The sequence below is a fragment of the Neobacillus sp. NRS-1170 genome (assembly GCF_050468025.1).
This window is the reverse complement of the sequence record NZ_JBITPF010000003.1, coordinates 48,014-69,876: the sequence shown is the minus strand read 5'-3', so window position 1 is coordinate 69,876 and position 21,863 is coordinate 48,014. Positions and strand designations below refer to the sequence as shown.

The 21,863-nt window shown below is 39.8% G+C and carries 16 protein-coding genes, 1 pseudogene and 1 riboswitch; of the genes and pseudogenes, 1 reads left to right on the top strand and 16 read right to left on the bottom strand.

Annotation, left to right across the window (positions count from 1 at the left end):
• Positions 1-198: 198 nt before the first annotated feature.
• The 8 genes from ACIFOT_RS00270 to ACIFOT_RS00235 all read right to left on the bottom strand — a co-directional run bounded on the left by ACIFOT_RS00270 (position 199) and on the right by ACIFOT_RS00235 (position 14,121).
• On the bottom strand, positions 199-4,662 hold the full coding sequence (locus ACIFOT_RS00270; protein WP_430060439.1) for a hypothetical protein: 4,464 nt from the start codon (positions 4,660-4,662) through the stop codon (positions 199-201).
• Positions 4,640-5,386 carry a DUF6063 family protein gene (locus ACIFOT_RS00265; RefSeq protein WP_430060436.1) on the bottom strand — a complete coding sequence of 249 codons (747 nt, stop codon included), beginning with the start codon at positions 5,384-5,386 and terminating at the stop codon, positions 4,640-4,642. The genes ACIFOT_RS00270 and ACIFOT_RS00265 overlap by 23 nt, the downstream gene beginning before the upstream one ends.
• On the bottom strand, positions 5,383-6,897 hold the full coding sequence (locus tag ACIFOT_RS00260; protein WP_430060433.1) for a hypothetical protein: 1,515 nt from the start codon (positions 6,895-6,897) through the stop codon (positions 5,383-5,385). Before ACIFOT_RS00260 ends, ACIFOT_RS00265 begins: the two co-directional genes overlap by 4 nt.
• Positions 6,888-7,985 (bottom strand): Wadjet anti-phage system protein JetD domain-containing protein, encoded by a 1,098-nt coding sequence (locus ACIFOT_RS00255; protein ID WP_430060430.1) that lies wholly within the window; start codon positions 7,983-7,985, stop codon positions 6,888-6,890. Before ACIFOT_RS00255 ends, ACIFOT_RS00260 begins: the two co-directional genes overlap by 10 nt.
• A 166-nt stretch (positions 7,986-8,151) precedes the next feature.
• Positions 8,152-9,732, bottom strand: coding sequence for a SagB family peptide dehydrogenase (locus ACIFOT_RS00250; RefSeq protein WP_430060427.1), 1,581 nt, complete (start codon positions 9,730-9,732; stop codon positions 8,152-8,154).
• A gap of 22 nt (positions 9,733-9,754) precedes the next feature.
• The gene (locus ACIFOT_RS00245) at positions 9,755-11,695 is read right to left on the bottom strand and encodes a TOMM precursor leader peptide-binding protein (protein ID WP_430060424.1); all 1,941 of its coding nucleotides are present in this window, start codon (positions 11,693-11,695) and stop codon (positions 9,755-9,757) included.
• Positions 11,695-13,632 (bottom strand): putative thiazole-containing bacteriocin maturation protein, encoded by a 1,938-nt coding sequence (locus ACIFOT_RS00240; protein WP_430060421.1) that lies wholly within the window; start codon positions 13,630-13,632, stop codon positions 11,695-11,697. Before ACIFOT_RS00240 ends, ACIFOT_RS00245 begins: the two co-directional genes overlap by 1 nt.
• A gap of 165 nt (positions 13,633-13,797) precedes the next feature.
• The gene (locus ACIFOT_RS00235) at positions 13,798-14,121 is read right to left on the bottom strand and encodes a heterocycloanthracin/sonorensin family bacteriocin (protein ID WP_430060418.1); all 324 of its coding nucleotides are present in this window, start codon (positions 14,119-14,121) and stop codon (positions 13,798-13,800) included.
• Between the two features lie 535 nt (positions 14,122-14,656).
• Here ACIFOT_RS00235 and ACIFOT_RS00230 point away from each other — a divergent pair.
• A pseudogene (locus ACIFOT_RS00230) lies at positions 14,657-14,725 on the top strand (YjcZ family sporulation protein); the annotation flags it as partial.
• Positions 14,726-14,907: 182 nt separating this feature from the next.
• On the opposite strand, the gene ACIFOT_RS00225 reads toward ACIFOT_RS00230, so the two are convergent.
• From ACIFOT_RS00225 to phbB, 8 genes are all read right to left on the bottom strand, one after another.
• Positions 14,908-15,927: a thiazole biosynthesis adenylyltransferase ThiF gene (locus ACIFOT_RS00225; RefSeq protein ID WP_430060415.1), complete on the bottom strand. Its 1,020-nt coding sequence runs from the start codon at positions 15,925-15,927 to the stop codon at positions 14,908-14,910.
• Positions 15,924-16,691 carry a thiazole synthase gene (locus ACIFOT_RS00220; protein WP_430060413.1) on the bottom strand — a complete coding sequence of 256 codons (768 nt, stop codon included), beginning with the start codon at positions 16,689-16,691 and terminating at the stop codon, positions 15,924-15,926. The genes ACIFOT_RS00225 and ACIFOT_RS00220 overlap by 4 nt, the downstream gene beginning before the upstream one ends.
• 2 nt (positions 16,692-16,693) lie before the next feature.
• Positions 16,694-16,897 (bottom strand): sulfur carrier protein ThiS, encoded by a 204-nt coding sequence (gene thiS, locus ACIFOT_RS00215; RefSeq protein WP_335713930.1) that lies wholly within the window; start codon positions 16,895-16,897, stop codon positions 16,694-16,696.
• Between the two features lie 11 nt (positions 16,898-16,908).
• On the bottom strand, positions 16,909-18,039 hold the full coding sequence (gene thiO, locus ACIFOT_RS00210) for a glycine oxidase ThiO (RefSeq protein WP_430060410.1): 1,131 nt from the start codon (positions 18,037-18,039) through the stop codon (positions 16,909-16,911).
• A 1-nt stretch (position 18,040) separates the two neighbouring features.
• Positions 18,041-18,625: a thiamine phosphate synthase gene (locus ACIFOT_RS00205; protein WP_430060809.1), complete on the bottom strand. Its 585-nt coding sequence runs from the start codon at positions 18,623-18,625 to the stop codon at positions 18,041-18,043.
• A gap of 151 nt (positions 18,626-18,776) precedes the next feature.
• Positions 18,777-18,885, bottom strand: a riboswitch (TPP riboswitch).
• Between the two features lie 127 nt (positions 18,886-19,012).
• Positions 19,013-19,702, bottom strand: a complete 690-nt coding sequence (locus tag ACIFOT_RS00200; protein ID WP_430060407.1) for a hypothetical protein — start codon at positions 19,700-19,702, stop codon at positions 19,013-19,015.
• Between the two features lie 254 nt (positions 19,703-19,956).
• Positions 19,957-21,036, bottom strand: coding sequence for a class III poly(R)-hydroxyalkanoic acid synthase subunit PhaC (gene phaC / locus ACIFOT_RS00195; RefSeq protein WP_430060807.1), 1,080 nt, complete (start codon positions 21,034-21,036; stop codon positions 19,957-19,959).
• A 76-nt stretch (positions 21,037-21,112) separates the two neighbouring features.
• Positions 21,113-21,856 carry an acetoacetyl-CoA reductase gene (gene phbB / locus ACIFOT_RS00190; RefSeq protein WP_430060404.1) on the bottom strand — a complete coding sequence of 248 codons (744 nt, stop codon included), beginning with the start codon at positions 21,854-21,856 and terminating at the stop codon, positions 21,113-21,115.
• Between the last annotated feature and the right edge of the window lie 7 nt (positions 21,857-21,863).

The window sequence follows — 21,863 nt, the reverse complement described above, 5'->3', positions numbered from 1 at the left end:
GGCGGTGTTAAACCATTCTTAACGAATCACCAAGGAATGGGTTTTTTTATTTTTATTTAAATGCACTTAATAATGAGTTTGTTGAACAAATCTGCCTCTTACTTCTATAAAAAAAGCCAAAAAGGCAAGAATGCACCCGAAAACGGAACCCTTTATTTGCTTAATTGGGGATCCCAAAGTCGATTTCATTGTGTTATTTTATTGTGCTACTCCCTCTCCCTGGTAAATCCGAAATGCTGGAACAATCGTGTCTGAAACAATTTCTTTTCCTTTTTCACGAATAAAGTCCAATTTATAATAGGCATCAAATCTTTGACTGATTTCCGTTTTCACAAGTTCGGGCGGAGTGACGACGATGAATTGGAACTTCAGTTTTTCGGCAACTGCGAAGATCGGGTCAAGGACATGTGCCGATGCAGCTTGTCCGAACGGATTATCACAGACTAAAGGAACCCAGCTTTGATCTGTTTCGCTTTTAACCGATAATAACATCATCATCATAACCATTCGGGCTGATAACTTCTGTCCTCCACTTCCATCGGATTTCGTCTTAGAACCTTGATTAATTGTCTGCCAGGTTGAATAATGCTCTTTTTGCGGTTTCCCGTACATAAAGGCATTATCTGTCCGCATATTATAGACGAGCAGCTCTGGATATCGATTTCGAAGTGATACAAATAATATTTGCTCATCACTAATCAGTTGTTTAATTTCTTCATCTAGTGCTCGATTATGATCATCAATCATATCAAATTGTTTGGTAATTTTATTAATGGCAGCTACAAAGTGCTGCTTCAGCAGTGGTTCGATATCTTCAGCCTTTTTAGGTAAAATGTCTTCTTTGAGCTGGACGAGCGGAAAAGAACCTCGTTCATTTTTCAGCTTCATCTTCGCAATCATGGAACGAATGGCCTCTGATATGCTCATCACTTTCATGCTGGCACGGCTGGCCCAGAAGTTTTGAGCCTTTTCCGCTCTTTCCTTGTCGCGTTCTAATTGTTCCAATCCACTTTGTGAAAAACGTTTCATGTTTTTAACGATGGTCTGGATATGCGCATAATGCCTTGTATCCATATGGTCTAGTGTTGTTAAAACTTCATTTTTAAAACGAATCTCCCAATCTTTGCCTTCAATCGTGAGCTTTAAATTACGCAATGATTGATCGATTTTCGCATGCTTCTCTTGACCTTTTTCCTGAATAGCTTGATGGTCTTCGCACCAGGATATGATACATGCTTTACCTAGACTCTTAATTTGTTCTAAATCATTATTCGTAAATGCTGCGGCTTCCTCTTTTAGGATAACGGATAAGGTTAACAAATCACCTTCGAAGCCTGCAATATTGGTTTCCGTTTCTTTATGATGTTTCTCTGCCTGCTTTACTTCCTCTTTCGTTAATTTCGTTTGGTCTTTAATTTCTACTTCCTTTACTTCTAAATCAATATCTGCCCATTGTTCAGGTTGTTTTCCATGCTTTTCGACTTTCTTTCCTGACTTATCACGCTGTTCAATCGCGTGCTTTAAGGATGTTTCCGCCACTGTTACAGCTGTTCCTTGTTCCCGTTCTTCTTTTTCTGCTGTCTTTACTTCCTTCTGTGCTGTTTGCAGCATATTTTCTAATATACTCATGGGTTCATCTGGTTCTGGAGCTTTATTCCAATCCTGATTATAAGCATTGAGTTTTTTCTCTAATTTCTTTTGCTGCTTTTGTTCGGTTTCTTTTTTTGCTTGAAGAACAAGTAATTCTCTGGCCTGTTCTTCTTTTGATTTTTGGAGCTGTTTTAGCTCTTCGATACTACCATTTATCTCTTGTAAAAAATGTGGTGATAACCGAGGGACATCTTCGCATTGGTCTGCTTTTTCATCAGCAGGATAAACCGCTTCTTCAATAAAGAACTTAATCTCCTTTATATTTTGTTCGGTTGTAAGCTTCCATTCTACATACGTTTGATTCCACTGGTTTTGCAGTTCAACTGTCTTTTGGTGCTCTTTTCCTATTTCTTGCTGCTGAATGGTCAAGGCTTCCTGTTGTTTCTCTTTTTCTAGTTTTACCCGTTTATTTTCTTGATAAAGAGTCTTGTCTTGATCAAACTCCTCCAAGGTTTCTACATTTCTTGTAAGCTTTTCTATCCTGCCTTTTGTCTTTTCAAGCTGTTCTTTTAACCCCAGCTGTAATTCCTTTTCTTTTTCTTCTTGCGCTTTGATTTCCTGTAATTTCGTTTTCAGAGACAGAAGTGAGTTTTGTTCCTGATATAGAGCTTTTTCGATATCAATTGAAAGATCACTTGATAAAAAACGATCGATTTCTTTTAAAATACGACGTAAGGAGGCTTCTGTTTTTTCAATTTCATCGAGAGCATCTTTCTTTTCTTCTATTTGTTTAGCAATCTTTATTTTCCAGCTAGTGAATTGATTTTTATCACTTAATAGCTCTTTCTCGGTTCCATTAATAATCACAAACGATGGCTGGTGATGTTCGCTGTTCATTTCCTCACGCAAGAAAATCGGAACAGGACTTTTAAACATCCTACCGGTAAGAACCTGCTGATTAATCTTTTGCCATTGCTGCCCGCTTACGACCAACCCGTATGGAAGGAGCGGATACGTATGAAGGGTATGCGCCATTTCCTCTGGACGTAAGGATTGGAGAAATTGGGTTCCATAAAACACATCAATTCCAGTCTTCTCATCTATCCATTCCTTTAATTCTTTCACGTCTTTATTTGCGATCCAGAAGGGCTCATCGTTTAAGGAATGGTCGAGTTGTGTTACCCATAATTCTTTTTTAATCTGTTCAGCTTGTCCTCGGTTATTACCTAGTATTTCTTCTATTTGTATTGCATATTTCGATAAGAGCGAGTGAGTAAACCGCGCTGTGACATCATCTATTAAACCAAGAAGCTTTTCTAATAGTTTTGCCTCTTTTTGCTTTTGCTCTTCATTTGCTTTGTTTAAATCTTCACATTTTTCTTCTGAAAACTGAATGGATTGGACGAGCGTACCATGCGAAGTGGCAAGCTGATTTTGCTTCTCACTAGATTCTTTATCTTTTGCTTGCAACTCTACTAATCTAGCCTTTTTGTCTTCAATTTGTTTAAAAAGACTCTCGATCAATCCCCTTAAGTCATAGGTTAAGCGGTCGCCAAATTCTTGGATAAGTGCCACTTCCTTAGACTCAAAAGTATGCATTTGTGTATACAGAAAATCAATTTCCGTACTTAGCTGAGCAATCTCTTTTGTCTTTTGTTTATCCTGTTGAGCTAACTCTGTTCCTTTTTTCTTTAAGAACTTTTGAAACCCCAAATACTGCTTAACAGCTTCTTGTATCGATAGATAGGATTGCTCCCATTGCTTTTTAGCTTCTTGCTTGATTTCATCCATTCTTTGATTTACTTGCTCTAAGCCGCTATTTTGTTCCAATGTCGCTATCTGCTGAGAAAGGGAGCGAATCGTTTGTTCATTTTCACTCCACTCTTTTAATAATAACTGAAAGACCAATTGTTCTTTTCGTTCCTGTTTCTCTTTAACGATCGCTTGGATGGAGGTATGTTTCTCCCTTTCTTCCACTAATTTCTTATCCCAATTCATGACCTCTCTGTGAGCTTTTGCAAACTCTAAATTATCATTTTGGTAACGTAAATCCGCTTGTCTTACAGTTAATTTCTCCATGTCTTTCTCTAAGGTAAGCAGCGTTTCCTCTTCCGATTGCTTCAAATGCTCTAAGGCACCAAGCAGTTGCCTGCCTGCCTGTATACTGGCATGAACAATTTCTTTATGTTCCGCTCCTTTAGCTAAGTGCTCTTCAAATGGGACAATGTCTTCTAAAAACTCTTTATGGGCTTGCTCCCTTTTTAAGAGAACTGGCAGATCCTTAGCAATACTTGCCTGGCTCTTAAAAATCTCAACAAGATCGTTCTTTTGATGTTCGGTCCGATGTAAGACTTGACTAACAGTAGGTATGATTCGTTTTTGGAAAAGAGAATGATCATCCTCAGCTCCCTCGAAGTATTTGCCAACTCCGCCTTCATCCTTGTTAATGTCCTTCATAATATCCCAGTCTTTACGATTAATTCCATATGTATCTAGGATGCGATAGTGCTTCTTCGTGTCTCGGTAAACGTCATATCCATTCCATTTTAAATAGTCCTTCAAGCTTTCGGTTTCAGCAACCTCATCATTTTCATAGAGTGGAATATGTTCAAGAGCTGCCTCTTCTTTCCGTTCAAATTCTCTTGTATAAAATGTAATATTAGGGAGGATTTTTGCTTCCTGTTCCAATGTTTTACTTTCATTTCCACTTTCTTCACTCAATGAGACCCGCTGCTCAGCTGAGAACATTCCTCCCGTTACTAGATGCCGCTGGTCAGCACCGTCCAATTCCCATTGAATAAGAACATGAAAGGTATATGGAATAAATTGCTCTTTATTGTTAAAGAAAAACTGCTGATAATAACGATTGTTCTGTTTTCCCCATGAAGTTCCAGGTTTGAGGATTTGGAAGATGGTCTGAAGGAACACACCTTTTCCACCCCCATTCATCATCGCAATGAGGCCATTTGTTGATGTCTCATCATTATGGAAATTAAAAGTGGTATCTTTGTATGACTTTTGCATGCCATCATACTTCAGGCCGACAATTCTAATTCGATGGATTTTCGGCATGCATATCCTCCTCCGCCGTCATCAATTTTTTTAATAGTTCATACCGATCATAATCGTGATACAGGTATTCAATTCGCTCAAACAGCTCTTGTTTTGGAATCACCTTAGCTATATCGTCCCGATCCAGAATGACGATCAACCCCTCTGTCTCTAGTAAGCGCATAGCGCCGGCAATTAAACCGATTCGGGTTCGTCTATTGCCTTTTTTAATCCCATAATCGTCCGTGTCAACCTCCATGTATTTCCATGTGGTCACAACTTCTTTCATATCAATTCGTTCTTCTTCTCCGAAGGAAGGTATAGCTTTAAGAATGCTCTCCCATTTCATCATTAAGTCGTTGACTTGCCGTTCTAATGTGTAATAGCTAATCCCTTCCCGCTGCGTACGGATTTTTGCAGCCTGGTTTCGGTCTATGGCTGCTAAAAAAGACATAATGACAACACTAATAAGATGGAAGTGTTTTTTCGTTTCCACTTGCCGATGCTTTTCTTTCAAATGGGTAAAATTCGTAGCAAAGACGGATCCGGTTGGCTGGACAACTAAGTGAATGCGTTTAGGCGATTCAATGATATATGTACCTGATTCGTCGGCTAATAAAAGAACTGTCTGTCTTACTTCTGGATCAAAATAGGTCTGGAAGTGTTCACTGTCTTCGTCGATGACTTTATCTTTTAATAGTGAAAAATAGACAGCTGATGCTCTTTTGATACTTTCTGCATTCATTGTTTCTCCTCCTGTACATATATTTTAAAAGGAGTCATTTTCATTTGATACCATAGGAAGGGCTCCGCCCGATGATCAAACACTGTATAGATCTTCGAGCCTTCAAACACTTGAAATTGCGGATATTCCTTCATTAGTTTATAAAGAAGAATTTCCCTTTCATCGCTTAAGGTTTCTTCCTTTCGATGCAGCACTTGAACCTTCAGTGGCTTTTTATCGAACATCATCCACAAATCAATTGTTTCAGATTCTTCAAACCATAAATCCTGCACTTCTAATGGCAACTCTGCTAGATCAGCTAACGAAAACTCTCCGTTTGTTTGTAAAAATTGAAAAACATAACTCCATGCTTTAATAACAGAATCCCAGTTTGTCACTCGCAGACGAGTAATGCTTTCTTCTGCCTCATCTTCCATTACTGCATCCGTTAGTTGTTTTTCATCGAATTCTTGTTCACCCCAAATCCAATCCAATGGCAAAATAAATTCATTCTTCGGTGAAAATAAAGGAGAAAGTACTGTTTCTATAGTTTCAAAACTATGAACGCCTTCCTTCATGAACCAATTTTCATAAAAATGTTCTCGAAATGAAACCAGGCTGTTTTCCCAAAACAATGAAGGGTTTTCCGCTTTTAATTTCATCTCAAATGAAATATTTTGAATGACTAGCTTTGCAAAACGATCATGCAATTGCCTTGTATGGCCTATTTTTTCTTGCAGAAGAATCAATTCTTTCTGAATATAATCATCTTCTTCGTTTCTTCGTTTTGTCTTTTCTATCATACTAGTAATGGTACGGAAGTGATTTTTTTCCTCTTCAAATTGTTTTTCAATTTCAACACGATTGTCAGCCCTTTGCCATTCCTCTTCTATCAATAAGATTTTGGGATTGTTGATCATTTCCTTTTGAAACGTGAATTCATTTGCCATTAAGCGGTTTACGCGTGAAATGAGGTGATCGAGGTTTCGAGTAGCTTTTCTAAAATTACCATTTTTAATCAGCTGCATACTATAGAGTTGTTCAATCGTGATTGAGAATTCCTCAGCCATTTCCCTGCTCATAAAAATCATTTCCTGAGCGACATCTGTGAGTTTATAAACAATGGATCCGCCAATTTCTAAATTCGTATATAATTCATCCATTGTGACATACCGAAATGTTTGCGTCTCCCAGGATTGTTTTATTTCATCATAATATAAGGCTTCAAAGGGTTTACTATACTCTTCTTTTCCCTGATATAAAAGCCCGCTTGTAATCCGTTCAATTTGCTTATCGTCTGCTAAAAGCTTCATTTGCTTAATCGAGTCTTCAACGATATATTTGATGTCTGATTTACGTCTATTATCATCATCATTTAATTCTCTATAAAAAATTGTGAGGAGCACTTGCATGAGAATGGTTTGGATATGAGGTTTCAGCTCACCCACTTCCATTCCCCTCCCCAGCTCAAACAGAGGATTTAATCGTTGCAAACGCTTGCCGAAGCCTTCCCATGATTCGTTCACGTCCATCTCCTCCATGTTTCTATTGTTAACACCTCTTGTGGGATCCGCTTATTTTCCTGCCATAATTGCCCTAATAGCTCTTGCTCCTCTTCCGTAAACCATTGAAAGAATAAATCACGGTATTGGATGTTTTGTGTTTGGCCTTGTTTTTGGTCATTCCTTTGTTCTAGACATTCAAGCATTTTGCGATAAATTTTTAAGGCTGGCTGAATACAGCAGTCCGGGTATATTTCGATAAGCCGAATGATGATCCCGTATCCCGCGGCATCAAGATCTCCTGCGTAATAGAAAAGATAGGATTTTGGCGGAAACATTCGAAAGAAAAAGGAAAAGCTCCGTTCAATTTTAGTCCCTTCACCATAAATAATCAGTTCAGGTTCATAATCTAGTTGACCCGCTTCCAATAACTTAATGGAAGTATGAAAGAAAGATAGATTCTCGACAATCAGTACTCGCTGAATATCTTTTATTTCCTTCCCTTGTTTCATCCAAAATACAAAAGGCTCCCCGTAGTTTACCATTTTAAGCTGCTCTTCTGATATTCCAATTCTATCTAAAAGTCCTTTTCCATCAGGAAAACTATCACCGTCGAGTAAGAATTTTTCATGGCCAAAGAGCTCCAGGCTTCTTTCTTCGACTGACACGATTTCCCGTTCCTGACTGGATTGGAGAAATGCATATACATTCTGGATTCGTACCCATTCATCTATCGTTTGCCATTCGGGATGCCGTTCATAAAAGGAAAAATCAAACTGATCACCTAATTTCATCATCTCAAGACGATCCCATTTGTTTTCCTGAACTTTTATATTAACCCAGTAATATAAGGCAAGTGCTGGGGTTCTTCCATTGTATTGATTATTTTGAATAGGGATAAGTTGTCCTTCCATTTGCATTATTTCAATGGCACGATAAAACAATGTATAACCATCCATCTCATAATAATCATCTAAAAGCTTGCGCAACTGAAGTTCTAAATCGTTAATATTTATTTTCTTTTTTTGTTTAGGATGCTGAATGTCTCCAATAAAACCTCTCACCCGTGTTTCAATGATATCGATGGTATTCACCTGCTTAAATCTTCTTAGTTTCATAGAAATAGACTCCTACTATCCAATTTGGACATCCTTATATTATAAACTAGTTGCGTTATTGTTGGTAAATGGTTTTTTCTTAAAAAATATCCATTCAGGTATTGAAACAAAACTAAAACCATCCAAAATTGGATGGTTTCAAAATAGTTTATATTTGCAATAAAACCTAGCTTCGCAAACTTCCCTTTAACCAGGCGCGGGGACGGTAGGTTCCAACAGGGATTTTAATCAAGCTGGTTTTTCCTTTCGAATTGATCCTGTAAAGTTCATCACATTGGTTCACATCGAAACCCAGCAATGGATGGCCCCCCATCCCTAAGGCACCCGACACCAAGAGCAGCCGCTGCACAAGAATGCCCGCCTCCAACTGTTGAATACGATATCCTCTATACCCTAACTTCTCTTTGTTGTAATCCTTGTCTCCTACGACATGCATACATAAAGGAACTTGAAACAGATTCACATTGGGCATTGTTAATCCAAAATGTAAAAGTTGCCGGTAATCACCCTGATTAATTCTCCGAAGGGCATGAGAACTATTGTCATAGGAGTAGGTACCATTTGGTACGCCCTCGACGTTATAAAAACTGCCATACAGTGAAAAACGAGTCTCAATCTGTCCTTCTGTTTCATCGAGGTCATTTTGATACGAGAAGGAAAATGTCTCTTTTAACAAAGTCGAAAGTTGAATTTGACTTACATTTCCCAAAACAAAATCGCTATCAAGTGAATGGCGCTCCCTGCAAACGGATGCGAAATCGTACGATAAGTGGTCTGTTAAGGGCAAAAATAACATCTCAGCACTTAAGGAAAGCTTTTCACTTTTATTTTTCATGATTTTCACAAATGACTCAGTCGTTTCCATCCTCGATGCCTCAGTAAGTTTTCTCAGCATTGGATAATCAAGGACTCGCTTTGATTTGTTAAAATAAACATGTTTCAACATGGGAATTTCCCTGCATAATTCAGTCGCAAAAACAATGTCTCTATTATTCTCATGGTCAACATAATGGATAGGTTGATGTAGGGCTAATGGAATAACCGCATATACACTTTCTTCCTGTTCAGATAATCCAAGTAAATGATTGATGGCCAGATCAAGAAATTGATAGCATACGCGAGAGGAAAACCCAATCTGTTCTGCCACTTCCAGCGTTTGACCTATTAACACTCCTGCATCTAACCCTTGGAGTCTATAAGAAAAGTTATTGTATTTATAGAAATTCTTCCAAAACATCGTCGAGACAAAAACGGTGCAAAAACTGCTTGATATATCATAACCGTTACCAAGACTTCTAGATAAGTAGGAATCGTAGTTTCCTTCTCGCAGCAAAACAAGACGGTGATGGGCCGCATCGTAATGGTAAACTCCATTTGGAGCTCCCTCCAGATTTACATAAACATATAATTCACTCGGATACAACGCTCCTCCGGAGGGAACATATCTCCTTTTTGATTGGGCAACCATTACATCATTTTCATCCGTTCCAAGGTTTATTGCGGTTTGTGAATATTGTGTTAGGCCATATACATACCATAAGAAATGGCCAAGCTCCTCCAGACTTGGTTTTTGATGGGTATCTCCTCGCTTGAGGGATAAAGGTTTTTCAGTGTTGAGAGGAATCACCGGTAAGCCGCGATACAGTTTATAAGGCAGGGGTCCATCTTCCCAGTCCACCTGCCAATCAGGCGGAAAGATTTTTTCCTGGTCAAAATGCAAATTGTGTAGAAATGTATCGAGCTCCAAACTTAAACCTCCTACTCTTCAATTACGGAAATGGATGGGGATATGGATTTAGTTGTTCGTATGATAACGGTGTCTTCTTAAATCCTAGCTCCTTCGGTACCTTGAGTACCCTCTCCAGCCCTTTCACACGGGTAAGGTGATGACCAAACGTCATTGGTAACATTCCTGGAATTAAAACCTTGACACAGAATAATCCGTTCCGTTCTATCACTGGAGTTGTTTGATTAACCACAATGACTTCGAGGTTTAAGCGGCGGAATCTGTTTAAAATATCCAATAGATCATCCTTCAAATCAGAATTGGCCGGAGGCTGCTTGAATTCTTCAGCAAACGTGCGGAATGGACGCTTATCATCTAATAGAAAATCCAGCCGTTCTTCAGCTTCAGGAAGACCGTACAGCAGACCATGGTCCTCCATCGTACGTACTGCGAACGGATTTTGCAGCATATCTTTATATTTCGGTCGATCTTGTTCCAATTTTTCGTCATGTTTACCCATCATTCCTGCAAGCTCGTAAATCGTGCTTTTTACGGCGCTTACAGGATCAGGGTTCGCTCCGGCTGCACAAATCAGGTTTAGCCCTTTGGATTTTCTGTTTTTTGCTAGTGCCCATACGCTTGGAATTCCATGCTCCATTGTTGAATTGTAAAAATGAAGTTCATATCCTGTCACTTCATGTACTCGGTCGACCATCAGCCGTAATTCCTTATCGTTGGCAGAAAGAAGGTCAATGCGCGGAAGAGGAAGTTTGGCATACCAGGTTAACAAGAAGGAATCCCGCTCAACGACTTCCATGATCCCATGGAAAATCGCTTCCTCTAAACTCCCCCCTAATGCACATCCGTTGGAGGTTTCATAAACGAAACACTCCCCATAACCCAAACTGTAATAGGCTAGTAACTCCGGTACCAAAATAGGTCGCTCTTGTAAGAACGAATAGCCCCAAACCCAATTCATCGGGGTATCAGGATGAAATGCTTTAAACGGAAAATGAGGCTTTCTATATTGTTCTTTTTCATGTAAACCTACCCTTGCTGGATTTAATGCTATTTTTTCTAGATTGTGATAGCTGTCGCGAACGATCTTTCTTTTTCCTCGCGGCTCAAGCCCGCAATATCGTTCCAAGCCTTCCAAAATAGCAGTCTGCTCGCTCATTTCATAAGAATTAGACCTTCCCGCTACTCCCTCATCCCCTTCAAACAGCGGCAGGTTTATCAATACATCCGCGAACGGCAGGGAGAAATCCTGCATTTTACCATTCATCACCCCACTGCGATAATCGAGGTAATCCTTGACGAGGAACGGTTTCAATTCCTCCATCGAACGTGTGCGATAACCCCTACTATTTATTTTAGGACTAGATTCCAACTTGATTTGAGCCAATTCCGGTGTGTCATCAGGTAATGGACTGCAGATGGGGCATAATGGATCTGGCAAGAATGGATGAAGAGAGTTTGTTAACGTCCTCAGATTCATAATGAAAACTCTTTCTTCCAAATGGCTGGGTTCCCCTTGAAAAACCTTTTGTACTTGGTTACATATCAACGCGGCGATATGCGATAGACCCGTTCTTGATGCCCAAGCATCCTGCATTCCACCTTCTCCGCTAACCCTGCTCATCTGAAATCCCCACATCTCACGGCGGTCAGGTCCAGCTAATATACGCCGGATGTCAGCACAACGAGAACATCCTGGTCTTTCGGGACGAACGATTGGACCGATAATTCCCTCCCCAAAGGAAATGAATCCTCGAAGCCAGGGTATTCCTGTTTCCCTGAATCTTTCTTCTGCATTTTTATGATCCAATGGATTCCAGGCATCGTTTAGTACAAGGGCGAATTCTGTGTCTTCGGGGATTTCTTCTAATAGGCTTTGACGCTTAACGAGATAGCTGACGGACAATCGATCAGAGACAAAATCCGCTAATAATCCCTGTCCCTCAATAAGAATCTGGGCAGCCATCAGGATTCCCCCTCTCGGACCTGTACACCATACACTCCTGCCAATTCTTGTTTTAAAAAAGACTCGAACGCAAGATCATAGATGAATAGCTGTTTGTTCTTTCTGTTCAACACCTGTAAAGAAGATTGCAATAACTCCAATTGTGTTATTTCTGCATATGAGGGGATATCGAGCTTAAATTTCTTTTCTTTCAGAAAAACAGCTGACTCCATTTCCCTCTCGTTACCATTCAAGTCGTTCTGCGCATCCAACAGCGCCTGTTGTAATGAATAACGTAATGCCAATGCCGTATTTAAACCTGCCCTTGTGTACCATCGGCCATTCGATCGTACCCCGATGACAGGGAATCCTAAAATATCCTCTTTCAAGCCGATTGTCGGTGCACCATTTAAGGTAGTCAAGGCATTTAAATATATTCGGCACTGTTGATCCTCTATCGTTCCCAGTGGAATTTGAAAAATCGTGCTGTTATCATTGGCCTTTCTTTGTCTCAATTCTTCATCAATATATGCCTGAAGACCTCGACAAACTGCCTCTTGGATTGTTTCTCCCGCACCTACGCCCATGAATCGATTGTGTACATTCACATTATTTTTCCGATCTGTGAATTCCTCTATCATTTGCGAGACATACATTTCTATACCTTTGAGTCCTGCTTCCCTTCTTGCTTCCTCATGGGTTAATCCAGTGCAGATAACCTCCGGCAGGAGTGTTGCCGGTCCTTCTGAAACTGGATTAACAGCTTGAACATAGCACTGTGATAGAGGAAGCTGTTTCAGGTCACGTTCCTCCCAGATATGGAAAATACCCGTTTCTACAGAAGTTATTAGATTGAAATACTCCAAGAGGTTATGATTTGGATCCTTTTCACTTTCCCCTTGCTCTAACCCTACATCGAGAACTTCCACAAGTCGAGGCGAAACATTATAATTCGCAACCAATGGATGGGGGATGAATGAAATCCAGTCTCCTTCCAGTGTTTCAAGATCAAGATTGTAAATTTTGGTACTCTGATTGGAGTCTGCTATGTCTGTAGCCCTTTTAAAAAATTCAAATACCATGACATGGGCAAGAATCGCTCCGGCTGTTCCTGAAAAAGATGGCTGCTGTCGATCTAACTGCAAGGAAGATTGATGGATTCGGCGCCATGCGGATTCCCAGCATCCCTCTGATTCAGGATGAACCACTGGACCAGCAAGCCCCACTTGGTCTAAGCAGATGGCCGGTACAAATACCTTCCGCTCCTCTTTACACACCCTATTTAGCTCCCTAAGCTCTTTTTCATTTCCATCTTGAGAGATATATAGGATCCAATCATAGGGCTTTACTGCTTCTTGCCAAAAATTCCCGTCATCAACGTGATATGGTATTTGTTCTACCATCACCTCAGAGTCATCGTTGCGGGCATTTTGAACGAGTTCATGAATCCGTACCTCATTTGTAGGTACCGAATCCGTCATCATGAAATGGAATTTCGGAAGCCCCGATTCAAGTAGGGCATCAGCCAATGAAACCAAAAAGGACCCAGAGCCAACAGCCAAAACTTTAGCCTGTCGGTATTGTTGAAAACGGTACGGACCGGAATCTACAAAACTCTCGATAAATTCAATTTGTGAAGTGTACTTTTTGAGAATGTTGCTATTTAATTGGTGAGGATGATCTTGGCTTACATCTCTAACAAAACCATTCTTGTACAATGTTTCTCCAATCTCATATACCCTTTTACGATATGGGGGTGTTAATCCTTCTGTTATGCGTTCTAATGATTGCTCCCCGTTGAACATTGGCATCAGTTTTTCAATCCATTGATAGATAGTACCGCCTTCCAAACGGAATGAACTTTGATTATTTCTAAAATACACACCACCTTGTGGATCAGGTAAATAAAAGGTATCTCTTTTCACCTTCAGACATGAATTTGTGTTTAGTTCTGCCATTCAGCTCCTCCTTCGTTCAAATTATTCGTAGATATGCACTATCAGTTTATGTACTTTTATTTGTCCAATATGAGTAAAATAAAGCCAACTTGACGTTTGACAAGCACCTATTTTCCTATCGGTAAAAAAGAAATGCCCCTGCTGCAGGGGCATTTTTTTCAAAAATTACCACCAGAAACCGAAACAGCTAAAACCAATACCAAAACAGCTAAAACCAATACCAAAACAGCTAAAACCAAAGCAGCTGCCACAGCCGCCACAACGGAAAAATCCACCGCAACGACCAAAGCCAAAGCCAAAGCCACCGCAACGGCCAAAGCCACCGCAACGACCAAAGCCACCGCACATGCCACCGCAACGACCACAGCCACCACAACGTCTGTCGTCAAAAAGATTAGGATCTTGAACTTGATAATCCATAGGAACTAACTGACCCACTTGGTAAGGATCCATCCCTAACGCTTGAAGATCATTTTGGAAATTCTGCATTTTTTCCTCCCCTTTGCTATTAATTATCAGGTTATCCACCTGTAAAGAGAGTTGATTGTTTTTTTATGAACCCATGTAGGTTCCTTCTCGTACTCTCTTAAACAAATTATGATTCTTTTTAGGTCATTGTTACTGATGTAAAAGCCTATTTCATTATCGTAAAATGTTTCTTCATTACAGAAAGCACTGATCGTTATAAAATCTTCTTTTTTCTATTTATTTTATTTAACAAAAAATCAGCACTTGTCCACTCCATTTTAATAATCTGACATATATTATTATTGCCACCGCCAAAAGGCATAGATATTAACCTCCAAAGAGACGTTTGCGTGTATTGCAGACGTCTCTTTACTTTTAAAGAAAACACTGATTTTTTTTTTGTCACTATGATGTTTGTCCAATCGCCACTGCTCTTAAAAAATATATATATATGGAAAAGGTTTTCTCTTTAGAAAACCAAAGGGTGGTGATAAATATGTTTGGATACGGATGCGGCGGTTTTGGCTACGGAGGTTATGGCTACGGAGGTTTCTTTGGCAGCAGCTTTGTTTTAATCGTAGTATTGTTCATACTTCTTATCATTGTTGGAACGTCCTTCATCTAATAAATGTGACAGGATAAGATGTTTGGAATATGAAAAAGACTCCAGTTAAGGAGTCTTTTTTGCTTAAATACGGAAATGGGGACGGTTCTTGTAAGAATAATCGTTACCATGTAGTTTGCACTTTGTTTCTCGGCAAATTGAACACACATGGACCATTTATGACGGCAGTGGTTTCCATCAAATTAACCCAAGTATCGATGGTATAGCGCCTTTGCTTCGGAAATATCCTTCGTTCCGTGGACTAACACCCTTCCGTCTTTAAAAACGACTAATCGGTGAGAACCCAATGTATAAGATAAAAGGAAAGGATTTCGCTGTACAGTTCCGCCATTTTTCGCCAATATCTTTTCTAACGCTTCTAAATCAATTACTGTAGGAATGGAAGGTCGGATCTGCACAGAATCTCTCCCACATAGGACAGCTGATTTTGTTTGATTTTCAAATGATAAAAAAGGGTAAGAGCGTTCATTCCCGCAAGAAGGACAGTCCGCCTTTTTCAATTTATCCACTTGGACCGCACTAAATTGGTTTTTCCATAAATCAAAAGAAACTAGTTTGTTTCGCAAGGAATCCATATTACCGACCAAAATTTTCAATGCTTCACTTATTTGATAAGAAACGACCATATTCACTGCTGGACTTATAATCCCTGCTGTGTCACAGGTTAATCCCCCTAGAGGAACCGTATCTAATAAACACGAAAGGCAAGGTGTCTTTTCAGGAATAATCGTGTAGGAAATTCCATAGCTTCCAACACAAGCACCGTAAATCCATGGGACACCAACTTTTTGCGAAACATCGTTGATGATCATTCTGGTTTCGAAATTATCTGTTGCATCCATTATCAAATCCACTTTTTGAGCCCAGTCTTCCAGCTCTATGACTGTGGCATCCCCAACGATGGCCTCAATGTGCACACACGAGTTAATACCTGTTAAGCGATTTTTGGCCGCGATCACTTTGGGGATCCGGTTTTTGGCGTCTTCTTCTGAGTATAATTGCTGCCGTTGTAAATTGGACCATTCCACATAATCACGATCCACGATGGTTAGTTTTCCAATTCCAGCGCGGACGAGTGCTTCCGCACATCCTGACCCGAGTGCTCCCACTCCTATAATGAGTACATGTTTATTGGAAATTCGTTGCTGCCCTGCTTTTCCAATCGGTGAAAATAGCTCTTGCCTTGAGTACCGATTATTCACCCGATACTCATTCCTTCCTTTGGACTGCTTGCTGTTGCATATCTCTTTTTCTCGATTCGACCGGCTTCATAGCCTAATCGTCCCGCTTCTATCGCTAGTTTCATCGCTTTGGCCATTTTTACCGGATCCTTGGCCGCTGACACAGCCGTATTTAATAACACCCCATCCGCTCCTAATTCCATTGCCAAAGCCGCATCTGCTGGTGAGCCAATCCCTGCATCCACAATCACAGGAACGACCGCTTGTTCGATAATAAAGCTCAGGTTAACAGGATTGATGATTCCTTGACCAGATCCGATTGGCGATGCCCCTGGCATGACAGCATGACAACCGGCTTCTTGAAGCTTCCTGGCTAAAACCACATCATCGGAGGTATACGGCAGGACAATAAATCCCTCCTTCACTAATTCTTCTGTCGCTTTTAAGGTTTCAATCGGATCAGGGAGCAATGTTTTATCACAGCCGATCACTTCCACTTTAATCATATCGCATAGGCCTGAAGCTTTGGCTAATTTGGCGATCCGGACAGCCTCCTCTGCGGTTTTTGCTCCTGCCGTATTGGGCAGAAGTGTATATTTATTGGTGTCTAGCTGTTCTAAAAAATTCGGCTGGCTTGATTCAAAAATATTCATACGTCTAACCGCAAACGTAAGGATTTCTGCTTCGGAAACTTCCACGGCTTCCTTCTGGATTTCAAAGCTTGGATACTTTCCCGTTCCCAGTAACAAACGAGATTGAAAGGATAATGAACCGATTTTTAACATAATCAACCGCCTCCTACAAAATGGACTATTTCAATTTTATCTTTATCTGCTAATCTAGTACTTTGGTGTTCTAACTTGGTTAATATCTCGCCGTTAACTTCCACGACAACGACCTTATCATGGATTTCATAATGTTTGAGAACATCTGAAACAAACAAGACCTGCTCTGGCAATTGGACCAACTCGCCATTCAATAATACCTTCATGTTTAACCTCCCTAACCCACTGTTACTTTATGTCGTTCTAGTTGAAATGCTGAGAGAAGACTCTCATCTAGCAATCTGCCTGACAATAGATCAGCTACTAGTTTCCCTGTAATCGGACTTAATAAAATCCCATTTCGAAAATGCCCTGAGGCAACAAACAGACCCTTCCAGTTGGGATGCTCACCAAGGTAAGGAAGTCCATCGGCAGTTTGCGGCCTAATTCCCGACCACACCCGCTCCCACGCTGCCTTCTTGATCTGAGGAACAAGTTGAGAGGCTCTTTCTATTAATGTAGTAATTCCTTCTGGCGTTACCTTGTTATCAAAAGTATGTTCAATCATGGTAGCCCCAATATAAATTTCCCCATTTCGTTTTGGGACCAGGTAACAGCGTTTATCGGAAAAAATCGTCGTGTTGATGATCGGTTTATCCGTTTTTATCGAAAAGCACTCACCTTTCACAGGGTAAACACTAATATCCAGCCCAGATTCACGCATTAATTTCGCCGCCCAAGCCCCAGTTGCTACGACCACTTGCTCGCTATGTATGATGCCTTTGGTGGTTTTAACCCCTTTCACCTGTCCATTTTCAAAAATAAACGAAAGGACCTCCGTGTTTTCACGTATTTCCGCCCCAAAATAGACTGCCGCTTTGGCAAACGCATCGGTTAACTTTGCTGGCTGCACATGCCCATCGTTAGGGAGAAACATCGCTCCGACTACATTTGGCGAAAGGGAAGGTTCCATTTCTTGTAATTCCTTTGCATCCAGCCATTTAATTTTTGGATCCCATTTCCTTTGAAAGGCAACCTGTTTTTTTACTTCGTTTGCTATTTCTTCGGTTTCAGCAATTTTGAACATCCCTTTATTCACATACTCGATATCGATTCCTGAATATTCATATAACTCACTTGTGATTGCAGAAAACATCGCCTGACTTTTTAAAGCCAACTGGAATAAAGGACCGTCTTGTTCAATCTCCGCTTGTGCTGCCAGCATTCCGGCAGCCGCACTTGACGCTTGGCAAGCCAATTGATCTTTCTCAATGATGATTGCTTTTCTTCCCATTTTTGATAGTTGATAGGCAATGGAGGTCCCATTAATTCCTCCACCAATTATGGCAACATCAAATGAATTTTCCACTTTAACCCTCCTCTAATGCATGAACGTAAGTTTTAACAGCGGATAATGGATCGGGCGCTTCTAAAACTCCTGACATGACTGCAATCCCCTTTACCCCTGCCTGAAGTACCTGCCCCGTATTCTCTGGGGTTATGCCTCCGATAGCAATAACAGGAATGGATAGTTGTGTTAGCCTCGATAATTCTTCAAACCCTTTTGGGGTCTTACCCGGTTTTGACTGTGAAGGGAAAACATGACCGTATAGGAGGTAATCAGCACCCTTCTCTTTTGCTTTTTCTCCTTCCTCGTAGGAGTGAATGGAACTCCCTAACACAAGTTGAGGAAAATTTTCTTTTACAAGGTCTGCATCTAAACTATGAAAGGCTAATTGAACTCCCCTGACCCTTGTTACGAAGGCAACATCGACCCGATCATTAATAATGATCTTAGATAGGGGTATGTTTTTCTTTGTTAAAAGTTCAACTGCGTGAAAAAGCTCCCTAGCTGATCTTTGTTTCTCTCGTAAGTGAATCGCCGTTACATATGGGTGAATATCCATTACAATTTCACATAATTGCTCGATCGGCATTTTTCCATTGGAGATAATATGGAACTCTTTCCCATTAAAACTAGTGAAAATACAAGTCCCTCCTTTGAGAAGATTCCGCTTATCTATGAAATAAAGTGAAAAACAAAAAACCACTTCCAAATGTTTAAGGAAGTGGTCGAAAATTTGAATAGAAACGATGGTTCTTCAAATATCCAGTTTTCCACTTCCCTACGCTGGTATTACCCAGATCAGGTTCATAGAGTCCCGAAGTAACACTTCAATCTCAGCCCTTTAAAAAGGCACCTCTAGCGGAATTGCTTGAAATATTAATTTGTAATGTTAACCTTTAAGGATAATGTTAACACTTCTGTTAGAAAAGTTAAATAACTTTTTTATACTAAGGGAACCTTCATTTAACTTATATTTAGTTTACTATGCTTTCTGCTAATTAAATTTCTTTCCTATCTTATTATTGGTAACTTCGATTTTCCCGGGCAAAACAAAAAGATACTCAATCAAGTTTTCTAATAAGTCCATTATTAACGATGTTGTCTCGTAATCCATTTCCGTTTCCAATTCAAGCATCCGATGAAGGGAACCCTCAGTTGCCAATAAATGGCTAAGGGATTGAATAGGCTTTGCCAAATCCACATGATTCGGCAGGATTTCAAGCTGTTGAGACAAAGGCTGAGCCTTACTTTTATCCCCGAGAAAATGCTTTAGGATACTTTCAATCACACGTTTTGACATAACGGCAGTAGCTGAATTTTCTCTAGCTTCATAAACATTTATTGCTGAACGGTAGGCCCTGATCAGATCCTTGGGTATATTGGGTAGACTTTCTATTTGATTTACCGGATGTTTGGAAGCTTGAAGGTCATAAATAAAAGTATCAGCATTTTCGCCTTGTTCATCTATACCTTCCTTAGTCATTATGACGAATACTGCTGATTTTTTACATAATGGACAACTACTCTCAGTTACCATGCCATGCTTACTGCTCTGGTAGTTTGCATTAAGCATAAATTCAGTGGTTTTTCTGCATTCCGGGCATTCGTACTGAATATTCTTTGGTATCTTTAGATTCCCATACTTTATGTAAGAAATGACGGAGCCTGGATTTATCCTTCTCATTCGTTATGCCTCCCGAATTTCATTTATGCATACTACCAGTGTGTCTCCTTTTACTACATTACCAATTAGATTTCATTCCTATAGTTTTTTCATCCATTAGGATTTCCATTCCAAGAACTAATTAAATAATTCCTTTCATATATGTTATTCTCATGGATTCATTTTCCAAAAATGAATCAGATAATATAAAAAGTGAGTGCATAAAAACACTCACCTGCAGAAAAAAATAATAGCACTTATTAATAGTTAAATAATTAGTTAGAACGTTCACCAAGCCAGTCACCAATAGTTGGGTAAGTTATTTTTGTAGCTTGGCTGCCAAATGTAATGGACGTATGACCAACAGGTAAATTTTTAAACTGTTTATCTTTACTAGAAATAGCGTCCATCAAGGCTTCTACCATATGCGGCTGGGCAATTAGATCAGATTTACCTGCCAAATTTAGTACATTAGCAGTGATATTGTTCAGATGGACCTTACGACCGCGGACAACCAGTTCCCCTTTAATCAGTTTGTTTTTTTGATAAAAATCTCTTATCCACTGGCGATATGCTTCACCTGGAAATGGAATTCCATCATTCAACCATTTTTGCAGTAGTTTAAAGTTTTTTACAAATTTCTCGTTATCAGCACGATCGACAAGACTTACAAATGGTCCAAAGAAATTTCCCATTGGTTTAATCAATTTGTTTCCAAAGTCAATCATTTCAGGAGGAATCACACCTAGAGTATCTACTACTTTATCAATATTAAAATATTTTTCATTCAGCATTGCCCCGTAAGAGCCTGAATTCTCGAAATCAAAAGGACTTGTCATAAAAATTAGATTACGAATCGGTAATTCAGGGTAAAGTGCTGCAAATATAGACGTCATCGTACCGCCCATGCAATATCCAAGGATGGACAATTCGTCTGCTTTTGATGTTTTTAAGACTTTTTTAACCGCTCTTGGTATATAGTCAACGATAAAATCATCAAGTTTCATATTTCGATCTTCGTAACCTGGGGTCCCCCATTCAAGGAGATAGACATCAAACCCATTATTAACTAAATATTCAACTAGACTTCCACCCTTAGTTAAATCCAATACATATGGTTTATTTATTAGTGCATAAATCAAGAGTAATGGTATTTTATGCTTTTTCGGTTTTTCGGAAAGATAACGATATAGTTTCGTTTTATTTTTAGTCCAAACCACTTCTTTCGGAGTAGGACCTACTTCTGGTTCTGGGTCAATGGTTAACACTTGGGTTGCCTTGATGACACGTTTTATTTGCTGTCCGTACTCTTGAGGGAATAAATCAAAAAGCATTTCCCATTCTTTTTCGGCCATTATACTCAAGTTGTACACTCCTTCCTTAGTTTAGTAATTTTTTTGCTATGTACTTAGCCATCCACCTACATAACTATTACATGTAAAGTCCGCCATTAATATTTAGCTGTTGACCAGTAATATAGTCACCATCTTTACATAAAAAAGAAACGCCACGTGCTACTTCTTCCGGTTTTCCTAACCGTTTTTGTGGTACCTTTTCCACAATTCCAGCTAGCACTTTTTCAGGAATCGCTTGAACCATTTCGGTTCCGATAAATCCTGGGCAAATCGCATTAACTGTTACATTCGTTTTCGCTAGTTCTAGAGCTAGTGATTTTGTGTAGCCAATAAGTCCGGCTTTTGCTGCCGCATAATTGGTCTGGCCAAAACCTCCAGCTTGTCCTATTATCGAGGAAATGTTGATTATACGGCCTGCATCTGATTCAAGAAGGTACGGCAGGGAAGCAGATGTTGTGTTGTAAACACTATTTAAATTAACATCAATTACCCTTCTCCAATCCTCTGAACTTAGTTTTTTGAATGTGCTATCTCTCGTAATTCCTGCATTGTTAATTAAAATATCTAATCGTCCAAAATGATCGATTGTTTGTTGTACGAGATAGGCTGCTTCCTCACTATTTGAAACATCCGCACGAACTGCATAAGCTTCGCCACCGATTTCGTATATATCAGCGACCATTTTTTCAGCCAACTCTTCACGAGTCACATAATTAAGAACAACTTTCACACCATTTTTCGCCAGTTCCTTGGAAATAGCTGAACCAATTCCTCTGCTCCCACCTGTCACAATAGCTACTTTTCCCTTTAAATCTGTCATTATTTCT